Source organism: Bacillota bacterium, assembly GCA_012727955.1.
Lineage (GTDB): Bacteria > Bacillota > Limnochordia > DTU087 > JAAYGB01 > JAAYGB01.
Window position 1 is genome coordinate 102,209 of the sequence record JAAYGB010000036.1, and the last position, 14,022, is coordinate 116,230.

Annotated in this window: 11 protein-coding genes and 4 tRNA genes; all 15 read left to right on the forward strand. The window is 52.9% G+C overall.

The window, feature by feature from the left end:
* Nucleotides 1-19 precede the first annotated feature (19 nt).
* The 15 genes from rph to GX030_07045 all read left to right on the forward strand — a co-directional run bounded on the left by rph (nt 20) and on the right by GX030_07045 (nt 14,002).
* A complete protein-coding gene (rph, locus tag GX030_06975; protein NLV92119.1) occupies nt 20-799 on the forward strand; it encodes a ribonuclease PH in 780 nt (259 codons plus the stop codon).
* A complete protein-coding gene (locus tag GX030_06980; GenBank protein NLV92120.1) occupies nt 768-1,388 on the forward strand; it encodes an XTP/dITP diphosphatase in 621 nt (206 codons plus the stop codon). The genes rph and GX030_06980 overlap by 32 nt, the downstream gene beginning before the upstream one ends.
* A 105-nt stretch (nt 1,389-1,493) precedes the next feature.
* Nucleotides 1,494-1,571 (forward strand) — tRNA-Pro (locus GX030_06985).
* 77 nt (nt 1,572-1,648) lie between these two features.
* Nucleotides 1,649-1,722: transfer RNA gene (locus tag GX030_06990), tRNA-Gly, on the forward strand.
* 29 nt (nt 1,723-1,751) lie between these two features.
* Nucleotides 1,752-1,827 (forward strand) — tRNA-Arg (locus GX030_06995).
* 7 nt (nt 1,828-1,834) lie between these two features.
* A tRNA-His gene (locus GX030_07000) sits at nt 1,835-1,911 on the forward strand.
* A 641-nt stretch (nt 1,912-2,552) separates the two neighbouring features.
* Nucleotides 2,553-3,536 (forward strand): ABC transporter permease, encoded by a 984-nt coding sequence (locus GX030_07005; protein NLV92121.1) that lies wholly within the window; start codon nt 2,553-2,555, stop codon nt 3,534-3,536.
* Between the two features lie 15 nt (nt 3,537-3,551).
* Nucleotides 3,552-4,694 (forward strand): ABC transporter permease, encoded by a 1,143-nt coding sequence (locus GX030_07010; GenBank protein ID NLV92122.1) that lies wholly within the window; start codon nt 3,552-3,554, stop codon nt 4,692-4,694.
* 33 nt (nt 4,695-4,727) lie between these two features.
* Nucleotides 4,728-5,747, forward strand: a complete 1,020-nt coding sequence (locus GX030_07015; protein ID NLV92123.1) for an ABC transporter ATP-binding protein — start codon at nt 4,728-4,730, stop codon at nt 5,745-5,747.
* Between the two features lie 10 nt (nt 5,748-5,757).
* Nucleotides 5,758-6,834, forward strand: a complete 1,077-nt coding sequence (locus GX030_07020; protein NLV92124.1) for an ABC transporter ATP-binding protein — start codon at nt 5,758-5,760, stop codon at nt 6,832-6,834.
* Nucleotides 6,835-6,978: 144 nt separating this feature from the next.
* Nucleotides 6,979-7,449: a hypothetical protein gene (locus GX030_07025; GenBank protein NLV92125.1), complete on the forward strand. Its 471-nt coding sequence runs from the start codon at nt 6,979-6,981 to the stop codon at nt 7,447-7,449.
* A gap of 364 nt (nt 7,450-7,813) precedes the next feature.
* A complete protein-coding gene (locus GX030_07030) occupies nt 7,814-9,685 on the forward strand; it encodes an ABC transporter substrate-binding protein (GenBank protein ID NLV92126.1) in 1,872 nt (623 codons plus the stop codon).
* A gap of 341 nt (nt 9,686-10,026) precedes the next feature.
* Entirely contained in the window at nt 10,027-12,006 is a 1,980-nt protein-coding gene (locus tag GX030_07035) for an ABC transporter substrate-binding protein (GenBank protein NLV92127.1), read from the forward strand.
* 164 nt (nt 12,007-12,170) lie between these two features.
* Nucleotides 12,171-12,899 (forward strand): ABC transporter ATP-binding protein, encoded by a 729-nt coding sequence (locus GX030_07040; GenBank protein NLV92128.1) that lies wholly within the window; start codon nt 12,171-12,173, stop codon nt 12,897-12,899.
* The gene (locus tag GX030_07045; GenBank protein NLV92129.1) at nt 12,896-14,002 is read left to right on the forward strand and encodes an efflux RND transporter periplasmic adaptor subunit; all 1,107 of its coding nucleotides are present in this window, start codon (nt 12,896-12,898) and stop codon (nt 14,000-14,002) included. The genes GX030_07040 and GX030_07045 overlap by 4 nt, the downstream gene beginning before the upstream one ends.
* Nucleotides 14,003-14,022: the final 20 nt, after the last annotated feature.

Sequence of the window (14,022 nt, forward strand, 5' to 3'; positions counted from 1 at the left end):
ATTCAGGGAGGAGATTTCTTTGTCTAGGTTGGATGGAAGGAGTCCAGATCAATTACGGGAAGTCAAGTTGACCCGAAATATCAATAAGTATGCCGAGGGTTCTGTCTTAATTGAAGTCGGTGACACCAAGGTAATCTGTACCTGCAGTGTTGAGGAAAAGGTACCTCCTTTCTTACGTGGGACAGGGCAGGGTTGGGTGACTGCTGAGTACTCCATGTTGCCCAGGGCGACAGAAACCCGCAACGTCCGAGAAGCGGCACGAGGCAAGCTCAGTGGCAGAACCTCGGAGATTCAACGTCTGATCGGCCGGGCCTTGCGCTCAGTAGTTGATCTGAAGGCCTTGGGGGAGCGGACCCTGTGGTTAGACTGTGATGTAATTCAAGCCGATGGCGGTACCCGCACCGCCGCGGTGACGGGAGCCTTTATCGCGCTGATGGATGCGATGAACTACCTGACAGACCGCCTGAGGTGGACGGCCTTTCCCATCACCAATTTCGTGGCCGCCACCAGCGTAGGAATTGTCGATGGTCAGCCGATGCTGGACCTGTGCTACGGTGAGGATGTCAAGGCCCAGGTGGACATGAATGTGGTAATGACCGGTGATGGACGGTTAATCGAGGTGCAGGGAACGGCAGAGGAATTTCCCTTTACCCGTGAGGAGATGAATCGTCTGCTGGACTTGGCGGAAAGTGGAATTAGCCAGCTAATTGAGATGCAGAAGCAGCTGTTGTCGGAAGACCTTGCCGCTCGCATTGGAGGACTAAGTAATGTTAGAATTGGTACTAGCTTCGAGAAATAGGCACAAATTGGCGGAATTTGCCAGCTTGCTTCAACCCTTGGGAATCAAGGTGGTTGCGGTGAGTGAATTTCCCGAGGTTAAGGAAGTAGTGGAAGACGGGGCCACCTTTCAAGCCAATGCCGTTAAGAAGGCCCGGGAGGTGGCGCTGCAGCTGGGTTTGCCTGCCTTGGCCGACGACTCGGGGCTAGTGGTGGATGCCTTAGACGGGGCACCGGGAGTGCGGTCAGCCCGCTATGCCGGGGAAGATGCCTCCGATGCAGCCAACAATGAGAAGTTATTAAAGGAACTGGAAGGGTTCCCTCCGGAGCAGCGTACCGCGGCCTTTCACTGTGTGATTGCCTTCGCGGTTCCAGATGGAGAGAAGGTCACGGTGCAAACCGCCGAGGGGATTTGTTCTGGGATTATCGCTGATAGCCCCCAAGGTACCAATGGCTTTGGGTATGACCCTATTTTCTTCCTGCCGGAATACGGCAAGACCTTTGCCCAACTTGCTCCGGAGGAGAAGAATAGGATTAGCCACCGAGGAAGGGCGATGGCTCAGCTTTATCAACTGCTGTCCAGCTGGCAGAAGGGGGTATCCAGGGCCTAAGGAGCTTTTCCCAGAGAGTCGGGATTTTTGGGCTTGACGCTGCAAAGGACCCATGGTATACTCATTATTGTTCGCCGGGGCAACAGCCCGGTGGAGGGTTAGAATCGGGGCGTGGCGCAGTTTGGCTAGCGCGCCTGCCTTGGGAGCAGGAGGGCGGAGGTTCAAATCCTCTCGCCCCGACCAGCTCTTCTTCCTAGTAAGAAATTGTGAGGAAAGAGCACTTGAAAAACCTCGGCGAATGTGGTAACATTACAGAGTGCGCGGGAGTAGCTCAATGGTAGAGCTCTGGCCTTCCAAGCCAGCTATGCGGGTTCGATTCCCGTCTCCCGCTCCATCCAAAAATATGGAGCAGAATGGCAGTGAGCGCCTGTAGCTCAGGGGATAGAGCATCGGACTTCTAATCCGAGTGCCGCAGGTTCGATTCCTGCCAGGCGCGCCAGATCGTGGTGGGTGTAGCTCAGTTGGTTAGAGCGCCAGGTTGTGGCCCTGGAGGCCGTGGGTTCGAATCCCATCACTCACCCCACAAGAACGGCTTGCGAAGTTTCGCAGGCCGTTTTTTCATTATCTACGTCGAGGTCTCCGTTGAAGTAAGAGTTTTGATATCTTGCCTCAATTCCCCTGGATTCACTTTCTTAGACGATTGAGACTTTGAAGCGAATCTAGCGAAGACCTGATTTTGTTACAGGAATGTTGCCGCGGCATCTGGAATATATAACGTTGTAAGGCACAGTTTGTTACTCCGGCTTGGATCCAACTTCTATATAAGTTGGAATTTTGTGTGAATGAAAAACAAGCAGTACCAGGCAGGAGAATGAAATGGTGACGTTAAATTATTCTATGATGAGTTTACATGCTGGAAACATCATCAGAGATTTCTGGAGTCACCGGGAGGTGGTGGATTAGGGAAATTGCAGTAGAGCTAGCAGAGGACGCAGCTCGGATTACAGACTAAGTTTGCAGCAGCCTTTACAGCCGGGGAAGCTGGCTAGCCCCCGGAACTCTAGGACTGTGGCCGCTTGATTGCGCAGTGATTTGGCAGGGGCCGCAGAGAACTGCAAACAGACACCAGGTGATTGAGGCCGGCGATCTTGGCTCGGCTCCAAGAAACACACTGCGAATAGTTTATTCGGCACCAAACAACAATGCTGAAGGAAGTGATGCAGCATGATGGCATTTATTGGGCGGCGATTTGTGTACATGATCTCCACCCTAGTATTTGTTTCCATCATCGGATTCTTTTTGATTAACTTACCGCCTGGCTCATATCTTGACGTGTACAGGGCGGAGCTAATGCTTCAGGGAACCAGTACTGCCGACCAGCAGATTGAGGCTCTGAATCAGCGCTATGGGTTGGATAAGCCAATCTATGTACAGTATTGGAAGTGGATTAGCGGCTTTGTCCGTGGCGACTTCGGTCGGTCCTTCCAGTACAACCGAGAGGTAAATGAGTTAATTTGGAGTCGACTTGGATTTACCGTTGTCATCTCCTTGGGTAGCTTGATTTTCAGCTGGATTGTGGCTGTGCCCATCGGTATCTATTCGGCGACACACAAGTACTCAGTAATGGATAATGTCTTTACCTTCTTCTCCTTCATAGGATTAAGTGTCCCGGGCTTCTTGATTGCTCTAGTACTGATGGTCATTTCATCTCGTGTCTTTGGGTGGTCAATCGGTGGCCTGTTCTCCCGGGGAATGGAGAATGCTCCCTGGAGTATGGCCAAAATCATTGACTTCTTACAGCATCTATGGATTCCAGTCATCGTTGTTGGTATGTCCGGTACTGCAGGTCTGATGCGGACTATGCGAGGAAACCTGCTTGACATTCTGAACATGCAGTACGTACAGACGGCGAGGGCTAAAGGGTTGACGGAAACCAAGGTGGTTTACAAGCACGCAGTCCGCAACGCCCTTCACCCGCTGATCATGAGTCTCGGAATGAGCTTCCCTTCGATTATTTCGGGAAGTACGGTTGTGTCAATTGTGTTGAGTCTGCCGACCACAGGTCCGCTGTACTTTAACGCATTGCGCTCCCAAGACATGTTCTTGGCTGGAAGTTTCCTGGTATTTCTTTCAATAATGCTGGTTGTCGGTAACTTCTTTGCCGACATTCTTCTGGCCTTGGTCGATCCGAGAATTCGTTACGAGTAAAGGGAGGTCGGAGTAATGGCTTTGGAACCAGTCGCAACACGTCAAGAGGAAATTGAGGTTGAGTTGGAGACTCAAGGTGAGTCCTTAACTCAAGGTCAACTAATCTGGCGTCGATTCTTGAGAAACAGATTGGCAGTAGCCGGAGGAATTATCGTAGTTGTTCTTTACCTAGTCATGGTAATTTTCCCCGGTTTCTTCGCCACCTATAATTACACGCAACAGAATGAGAATTACATTTATGCTCCGCCGCAGGTTCCCAGGTTCTTTGATGAGGAAGGCAAATTCCACCTGAGACCCTTTGTCTACGGACTTAAGACGGAGCTGGACTTTGAGCTCTTTGAGTGGGTGCATACCATTGATACTTCTCAGAAGTATCCCATTAAGTTCTTCGTCCGCGGCGATGAGTACAAGTTGTTCGGTTTGATTCCCACCAATATCAGACTGATGGGTGTGGATGCTCCCGGCACCTTCTACCCCTTTGGTACCGATGACCTTGGCCGTTGCTTGTACAGCAGAATTCTTCACGGTGGTCAGGTCTCGCTTACCGTCGGTCTGGTGGGTGTTACCTTGACGATTATCTTGGGTTCGGTGTTGGGTACCATTTCCGGATACTACGGTGGAATTATTGACAACGTTATTCAGCGGATTGTAGAGTTGCTGCTCTCTTTCCCGGATATTCCGTTGTGGGCAGCTTTGGCTGCTGCGGTTCCTCCCGAGTGGTCTCCGACGAAGGTCTTCTTTGCGATTTCTATCATCCTCTCGTTGAGAAACTGGACCGGTCTGGCCAGACAGGTGCGGGCCAAGATTTTGGCCTATCGGGAAGAAGACTATGCAGTGGCGGCTCAAGCCATGGGCGCTTCGGATCGCAGAATTATCCTGATCCACATGCTGCCTAATGCTCTGAGTCACATCATCGTTGTGGCCACGCTGTCGATTCCCGGAATGATTCTGTCTGAGACGTCCTTGAGCTTCCTTGGCCTGGGAATTCAACCGCCGACAACGAGCTGGGGAGTATTGTTGCAGCAATCGCAGCAGGTTAGTGTAGTCTTGCAACGTCCGTGGTTGCTGTTGCCTGGTCTGTTCGTCGTCCTTGCGGTACTGGCATTCAACTTCCTAGGCGATGGTATCCGGGACGCAGTGGATCCCTATTCCAGCTAAAGTGACCGCAATGAGATTGAAGGAGGGATCGTGGTGGCAGTAGAGCAGAAGACGCTAGCTACCAATAATGAGGAACTGATCCGAGTTGAGGATCTAAGAACGTACTTCTATACTGAGCAAGGCGTAGTTAAGGCCGTCGACGGCGTTAACTTCTCAATAAAAAAGGGTAAAGTTCTTGGTGTTGTAGGAGAAAGTGGCTGTGGTAAAAGTATTACAGCATCATCCATCATGAGGCTGTTGCCGGAACCACAGGGACGAATCGTGTCGGGTAAGATTACCTTTAATTCACCCGATGGACAGGTTATCGATATTACATCACAGGACCGTCATGGACAGGTGATGCGGAGTATTCGGGGTCGTCATATCGCTATGATTTTCCAAGAGCCTATGACGTCCTTGAACCCGGTATATACCGTTGGCGATCAGATTATGGAAGCGGTAACGCTTCACCAGAAAGTCGGTGAGGCCGAGGCTAGAGAAAGAGCCATTGAGGTTCTGCGGGAAGTAGATATCCCGGATCCTGAGCGTCGTGTCGACGAATATCCTCACCAGATGAGTGGAGGACAGCGCCAGAGAGCAATGATTGCCATGGCTCTATCCTGTCGTCCTAGTCTGTTGATCGCCGACGAGCCGACCACAGCCTTGGACGTCACTATTCAGGCTAAGATTCTGCGGAATATGAAGGCTCTGCAGGACGAGTATGGCATGGCAATTATGATGATTACCCACGACTTGGGCGTAATCGGGCAACTTGCCGATGAGGTTATTGTCATGTACGTCGGTAAGAAAGTTGAGCAGGCTGAGGTCCGAGAGCTGTTCCACAACCCTGCCCACCCCTATACGCAAGGGCTGATGAAGTCGGTACCGATGATCGGCTTACGGCATAAGAAGCTGAGCCCCATCGCTGGATCGGTCCCAAGCCCCTACGCGCTGCCGAAGGGTTGTAAATTTGCTCCGCGGTGTCCGAAGGCGATGGACATCTGCCGTCAGGAAGAGCCGCCGGAGTTCGAAATCGGGCCCGATCACACCGTCAACTGCTGGCTGTATAAGTGAGGTGGTTACTATGACGAATGCTAACACAGCTAAGAAGGACAATATACTGCTCGACGTCAAAGGTCTTAAGAAGTACTTCCCGATTCAGAAGGGATTTTTCCGCAAGACCGTCGGCTATGTCAATGCTGTCGATGGCGTTGACTTGTTTATTCGCGAAGGTGAAACTCTAGGTCTAGTTGGCGAAAGTGGATGTGGTAAGACAACCACCGGCCGAACGATCTTGCGATTAATCGAACCAACGGAGGGGGAAATCAATTTCCGTATGCCCTCCGGTGAGATGGTGAATATCACTACCCTAGACAAGGAAGAAATGAAGCGTCTGCGTCGGCAGATGCAGATCATCTTCCAGGACCCCTTCTCATCCCTTAACCCACGGATGTCCGTGGAGCGTCTGGTCTCCGAACCCTTGGTAATCCACAATATCGGTGATGAGAAGTCCCGCCGGGAACGGGTAGCCGAGCTGCTGCAAGCTGTAGGTCTGAGTCCAAGTGTTGCCTCACGTTATCCCCACGAGTTTAGTGGTGGACAGCGGCAGCGGATTGGTATTGCTCGGGCATTGGCGCTAAATCCAAAATTGATCATCTGTGACGAACCAGTCTCGGCCTTGGACGTGGCGGTTCAGGCTCAGGTGCTCAACTTGCTTCAGGATCTCCAGGAAGAGTATGGTCTAACCTATCTCTTTATTGCCCACGACCTGAGCGTAGTGGAGCATATCAGTGACCGAGTCGGTGTGATGTATCTGGGTCGAATTGTCGAACTGACCACGGCTGAGGAATTGTACGCAAATCCCTTGCATCCTTACACCGAGGCACTATTGTCGGCCATTCCTTTCCCAGAGCCAGACATGAAGACCGAGGAAATCCTTCTGGATGGTTCTGTACCGGATCCGTCCAATGCACCTTCGGGTTGTCACTTCCATCCTCGCTGCCGTTATGCGACGGAGCAATGTGCCGTTGAAGCCCCGGTCCTGCAGGCGACGGAGGAGAATCCGGAGCACTTTGTGGCTTGTCATCGCTACAAGGAGCTTTCGCTGGCCGCGGTTCAGCCGCCTCAGTCCGTACTCGACAGAGTTGCCGGGGAAGACTAAGTGCGATAATTGACTGAAGAAGACAGCCAGAACAGAGAATTCTGGCTGTCTTTTGGTATATCCTTGAACGGGCACTAATTGAAGCGACGATTGTCTACTCTTGACTTGCTGAAGATCAACTACCGGGTTTACGGAGGGGTAAAGATGAAAACACTGTTGGCGACAGTGATGGCGTTGGTCGGAGTTGGCGTCAACGTCTATGTGATGATCGAGTTGGTAGAAATTGTCGAGATTGTCGGTGCCGTCCGTGCCGCATGGGGCAGACCAGAGGGATCTACAGGGACTATTCCCTGGTTGCCGTTATTTGTCGTTATTCCCGTCCTTGCCATCGGCGGAGCGATCTTTGTGGCGGAACGACTATTTCGCTATGCTAAAAATGGCACTTTGAAGGATATGCTCTCCCTTGGTTGCAAGGTGGCTGCTGTGCAACTGGGAGCATTGTGGCTGGGTCGCACTACCATGGTGCTGGTGCGGCCGGTAGATCGCACTCCTGGTAATCTGTTGTTCTTACTGCTTTATGCCCTAGTAGTAGTGGGGTTGTGGACCCTCCCCAGCACTCCTCTAGGAGTGAAATTGTTTAACAAATTGCAGTCCGGCAAAGCGCAAGAGGAATGAGAATTGTGCGACACAATGGAATATCTTGACCTCGTTGAGAAGGGAATCTGACGGGCCCTGCGTGATTGCGGGCCTGTTTTCTTTTTTAAGAGGCGAAAACACTGAGAGTGAAAATAGACGGAATTTTCAGAGGAAGGAAAGGAAGGTAAAAGCCCATAATTGTACTAGTGTTGGTAACAACAAAGAAACAGGGCATGGGAGGGATTGGTAGACGGAGTAGCATTGGATGTTGTAGTCGTAGTAAGTTACACCGAATAGGGAGGGTAAATAGTTGATTAAGCAAACTTCAAGAATTGCATTACTAGCTGTAGTTGCTGTAATTGCTTTTGCTTCTTTTGCTTTCGCTTATAACGAAGCACCTGTGTTGGCAGATAAGGTAAAGGCCGGTTTGCTGCCGCCGGTAGAAGAGCGTCTACCGGAGAATCCGTTGGTTATCGAGCCTTTGCGTGAGGTCGGTCAGTATGGTGGCACCTGGGTGCGCTTTACCACCGATACCAACTTCACCGACGCTCGGATGTTGATGTATGGTTGGTCACCAATCCGTTGGGTTAACGACGCCCTGGACATTGCTCCTGGCTGGTTGGAGAGCTGGGAGTCCAACGCCGATGCCAGTGAGTGGACCCTCAACATCCGCAAGGGCATCAAGTGGTCTGACGGAGCTCCCTTTACCGCCGCCGACTTCATGTTCTGGTGGGATGACATGGTCCTCAACCCTGAGATGTCTGACCCCGTTCCGGACATGTTTATCGCCGGTGGAGAAATTGCTCAGTTCAGCACCCCTGACGAGTACACCATTATCGTGAAGTACGCTGCTCCGGCTCCGTTGCTGCCCTACCGGTTGGCAATGTGGTGTAAGGCCGGTCACGGTGAGCGCCTCATCGTACCAGCTCACTACTTGAAGCAATTCCACCCAGACTACTCCGACTACACCACCTTCGAGATCTTCGAAGAGAAGATGGAGTGGTGGACCAATCCGGAGATGCCTGTTCTCTCCGAGTGGATGCCTGTGGAGTATCGCCCGGCTCAGAAGCTGGTTCTGGAGCGTAACCCCTACAGCTACTATGTCGATACCGAAGGCAATCAGTTGCCCTACATCGATCGGATCGAAGTTGACCTGATCGAGGACAAAGAAGTTATCAAGCTGAAGTTGATGAATGGCGAAGGCCAGATGCAGGTTCGTCCTTACATGGATCTTTCCGACCTGTCCATGTTGATGAGAGGTCGGGAGGCCGGCGGTTACGAGGTCTACCTCTGGGACAGTGGCTCTGGTACCGGTCCGATGTTGTACTGGAACTGGAACCATCCCGACGATGCTAAGCGGGAAGTATACCGCAACAAGGATTTCCGCCGTGCTCTCTCCCTCGGTATCAACCGGGAGCGCATCCAGAGAATGCTGTACTTCGGTCTCGGTGAGCCAACCACTGGAACCTTCAGCCCCAAGGCTGCTGAGTATCACCGTACCGAGGAAGGTCAGGCTCTCTTCCAAGAGTGGAAGAACTCCTGGGTCAAGTATGATCCTGAGCGAGCTAAGCAGATGCTAGATTCCATTGGTGTTGTCGACCGCAATGGTGACGGCTGGCGGGATCTGCCCAACGGCGAGCCTTTGGTACTGCGGATTGACTTCAACTCTCAAGCCAACCGCACCGACATTCAGATCAACGAGATGGTTGCAGTCGACTGGGAGAACCTGGGCCTCAAGGTTCAACTGAACCCCATCGATGGTTCTCAGTTCAGTGTGCTAGATGCCACTGCTACCTTTGACATCCACAACAGCTGGGAAATCGGCGACGGTCCGAACCACTTGGTCTTCCCGCAGTGGATTGTGCCCATTGACGTCAGCCGCTGGGCTCCGCTCAACGGTGGTTGGTACTCTGTCATCGGTACCGACAAAGAGGGTACTGAGCTAGACAAGGCACCCCGTGATCGCAGCCCGGTGCGTGAGCAACCTGAGCCCGGTGGTCCGGTAGAGCGTCTGCAAAAGCTCTATGACCTGGCCAAGGTCGAGCCCGATGAGGCCAAGCGTGATCAATATGTTCTCGACATGATCCGCATCCACATCGAAGAAGGTCCCTTCTTCCTGGGTACTATTGCCAACTATCCTCGTCCTGTGATCGTCAGCAAGAACATGAGGAACGTACCCACCGGAGATGACCTGGCACTAGGTGGCTTCGTCAACCCCCACATCGTGCCTTATCCTGCAATTACTATTCCGGCTCAGTACTGGCTGGCTCAGTAGTAGGGCAGGTAAATAAAGTCAGATAATTGACGCATTGCAGCCGAGGAAAAAACTGTTTCCTCGGCTGTATTTTAGTTAACGCTTTTTTTACAGCGGTTTCGGACATTGTGTTCGAAACCGCTGACTTGTTTTTAGGCGGCTCATTGGCGGCAATAGGCAAAGAGTTTAAAGAAATGTAAAGAAAAAAAGAGATCAAAAGAAGGAAAAAGGCCTTCGCCGTCTAACATTTCTAATAGTGGTAACACAACAGCAATGTTTCGGGGGTGGTAAGGGAAGAGACAACGACTCGGTACTTATTTAGGTTTAGTATATGTCCGAGAACTTAAGGAGGTAACACAGAAATGATTAGACGATCTTCTGTCTTTACCGTACTTGTAATGATTGGCTTGCTGGTTTTCAGCGCAATGGCCATCGCAGCTCCGAAGAAGTATAACGAAGCTCCGATGTTGGCCGAGAAGGTTGCCGCTGGGCTATTGCCTCCCGTCGAGGAGCGTTTGCCCGAGAATCCGATGGTAATTAAGCCTCTCCATGGCGTTGGCCAATATGGCGGTACCTGGGTCCGATTTGAGAGCAGCCCGACCTGGGGCGCCCTACGAATGATCATGTATGGTCACTCTCCGATTCGCTGGGTTGACGACGCCCTAGGTATCGAAGGCAACTGGGTGGAGAGCTGGGAGTCCAACGAGGACGCCACTGAGTGGACCCTCAACATCCGTAAGGGCATCAAGTGGTCTGACGGTGTTCCGATGACTTCCGCAGACTTCATGTTCTGGTGGGAGGACATGGTGCTCAATCCCGAGATGTCCGACCAAGTTCCGGACTACTTCATTGCTGGTCGCCGGACCGCCCAGATTTGGGCTCCCGATGAGTGGACCATCAATGTGAAGTTTGCAGCTTCGGCTCCTCTGCTGCCGGAACGGATGGCATGTTGGGTCAACAACGGCCACGGCGAGCGGTTAATCGTTCCGGCTCACTATCTGAAGCAGTTCCATCCCGACTACACCGACGAGTATACCGACTTTGAAGTGTTGGAAGAGAGGATGGAGTGGTGGGTGAACCCAGAGTGTCCTGTGCTCACCGCCTGGATGCCCGTAGAGCATCGAGTTTCTCAGAAACTGATCCTCGAGCGGAACCCCTACTACTGGGCAGTCGACACCGAGGGTAACCAACTGCCTTACATCGACAGAATCGAAGTTGACTATGTCGAGGACGTCGAAGTTATCAAGTTGAAGCTGCTCAACGGCGAAGGCCACATGCAGGTTCGTCCCTATCTGCAGCTGTCTGACCTCTCCATGCTGATGAGAGGACAACAAGCCGGGAACTACAGAGTATATCTCTGGGATAGCGGCTCCGGTACTGGTCCAATGCTCTACTGGAACTGGAACCATCCCGACGATGCTAAGCGGGAAGTTTATCGGATGCCTGAGTTCCGTCGGGCCTTGTCCCACGCTCTAAACCGCGAGCGGATGCAGCGGATGCTCTACTTCGGTCTTGGCACCCCCACCAGCGGTACCTTCAGCCCGAAGGCTGCTGAGTACGGTCGGACCGAGGAAGGCGCCGCAATCTACGAACAGTGGAGAACCGCTTGGTTGGAGTACAATCCCGAGAAGGCTAAGGCAATGCTCGACGCCGCTGGTATCGTTGACCAAGACGGCGACGGATGGCGGGATCTGCCTAACGGCCAGCCTCTAACGGTACGGATTGACTTCAACGCCCAAGCCAGCAGAACTGACGTCCAGATCAACGAGATGGCTGCCGCTGACTGGGAAGCCATCGGCGTGAGAACTCAGCTGAACCCCGTAGACGGATCTCAGTTGAGCTTGATGGATGCCAACGCTACCTTTGACGTTCACAACAGCTGGGAGGTCGGCGACGGACCGAACCACTTGGTCTTCCCACAGTGGATCGTTCCCATCGACGTCAGCCGTTGGGCTCCGCTCAATGGTGGTTGGTACTCCGTAATTGGTACCGATAAGGAAGGCACCGAGCTGGATAAGGCTCCTCGTGAGCGTAGTCCTGTTCGGGAAGAGCCCGAGCCAGGCAGCCCCGTTGCTCGTCTGCAAGAGCTCTACGACATTGCCAAGGTCGAGCCCGATCAAGCTAAGCGTGACCAATTGGCCCTAGAGATGGTCAAGATTCACATCGAAGAAGGTCCCTTCTTCCTAGGTACCATCTGTAACTATCCTCGTCCGGTTGTTGTCAGCAACAAGATGCACAACGTACCGGATGTCACCGACCTGCCTCGCGGCGGTGCTGTGAACCCCTACATCACTCCTTATCCGGCAATGACCATGCCTGAGCAGTACTGGCTGGAGCAGTAGGGAATAGAAACTGAATATCGCATAGAAGGTCCGGCCTATGGCCGGGCCTTTTTTTATTGCGCGGCCGCTTGTCAGGCAAGCGCGAAAATAAAGAAAAAAGGGAAAGGTTCAGTTGTCGGGAACCTAGGCTAGAGGCAGGGCAGCTCAAGGGTGGTGAGCAGAACTTGGCAGTGAGACAGACAGCGGATCCAGCGCCGATGGTTACGATGCGAAAGGTAACTCGGGTATATGGAACCGGCAGACATAAGGTTCATGCTTTGCGGGGGATTGACCTGGAGATTCCTCCAGCAACTTTGGCGATAATCAAAGGCAGGTCCGGTTCAGGGAAGACTACCACCTTGAACCTGATGGCTGGCCTTGACCGAGCCACTTCCGGTCAGATCCTGGTTGCAGGAGCAGACCTAGCTGAACTTACCCAGAGGCAATTGACCCGGTGGCGGAGAAAGACCATCGGCTTTATCTTCCAGAGTTTTGGCCTGTTGCCCAGCTTGACGGCCTTGGAGAATGTTGAGCTGCCAATGCGGATTCTCGGCGTTGGCAGCAAGTTCCGTCGGGAGCGAGCCTTGGAGTGTTTACACCTGGTGGGGTTAACTCGGCGAGCCAGCCATCGGGTCTTGGAATTGAGCGGTGGAGAACAGCAAAGGGTGGGCATTGCCAGAGCCTTGGTCAACAAGCCCCAGCTGATTCTAGCCGACGAACCCACGGGAGAGCTGGATCACAACACTGCGATGAAGGTGATGGTGCTCTTTCGGGAATTGGTTGAGGTCCAGGGAGTAACCATCTGTTTGGTCACCCACGACCCCGCGGTAGAGGAGTTTGGAGACTACGTCTTTGCCATTGAGGATGGGCGAATCGGCGAGGTGCTGCACAGGCGCGAGGAGGGAGGGAGGTGAACCGCATTGGCCCCAGGGCTCAGGTTTTGGGCCTAAGGGCGGCGGTCTTGGCAATGGGAAAAGGACACTTAGCTTGGTACCGAAGGGGTTTTTTCATCGCAGCCGTGCTCATCGGGTTGCTTCTGATGGGTTCTGGCTGTGCCTTGTTACCGGAGGAGAAGGTGGATGAGGTGCCAGTATTACTGAGACCACCGGAAACCCGGCTTGTGACCTATGAGGTGATCGTAGGTCCCATCGCCGATCAAATTCGTGCCCTGGGGCGAGTGGCGGCCGTGAAGGAGGCCCAACTTTACTTTCCTCGAACGGAGAGGCTCAAGCATGTTCACGTGGCGCCCGGGGAGACAATCACTGAGGGTCAGTGCCTGGCTGAGCTGGAGACCGGCGATTTGCGGTATCGGCTGCAGCGAGCCCAGTTGGCCTTGGCTCAGGAGGAGCTTCGCTGGAAGCGAGTGGAGAATCTAGTGGGGATCGAGATTAACGAAATTGACTATGGCATCGCTCAACTGGAGCTCAAGAAGGCTCAACTGGAAGTGGACCACTTGACTAGGCAACTGGAAGCATCGATGTTGCGGGCACCCTTTTCCGGTGTGGTGGTCAGTGTCGATCGCCGGGAGCGGGAGTTAGTGGAAGGTTATGAAACTGTGATGACCATCGCAGATCCCAGTGAACTGGAGATTCAGGTGGAACTGTCCTATACCAGCGATGTCAGCAAGCTGGTTCGAGGGCAGAAGGTTCTGGTTAACCTCGGGCGCGAAGAGTGGGTCACCGGCCACATTTACCAGATTTCTACCCGTCAGGATGATCCCAGTTACGCGCGGACCAGCTACCAATCGGCTCCCTTTGTGATCAAGATTCGACTGGACGATCCCCGGATTACTTTGGACTTTGACTCCTTGGTGCGGGTGGTGATTGTCATCGAAGAGGAACCAGAGGCAATTCTCGTTCCCAATGCCGCGATTCGCTCCTACATGGGCCGCAAGTATGTGCGGGTACTCGAGGGTGATGTTCGTAAGGAAGTGGATATCGTTACAGGAATCGAAGGGGAGACGGAAACCCAGGTCCTCAAAGGACTCAAGCCCGGTGATATTGTGATTGGAAAATAGCAATGCCACAGTGAGGGGAT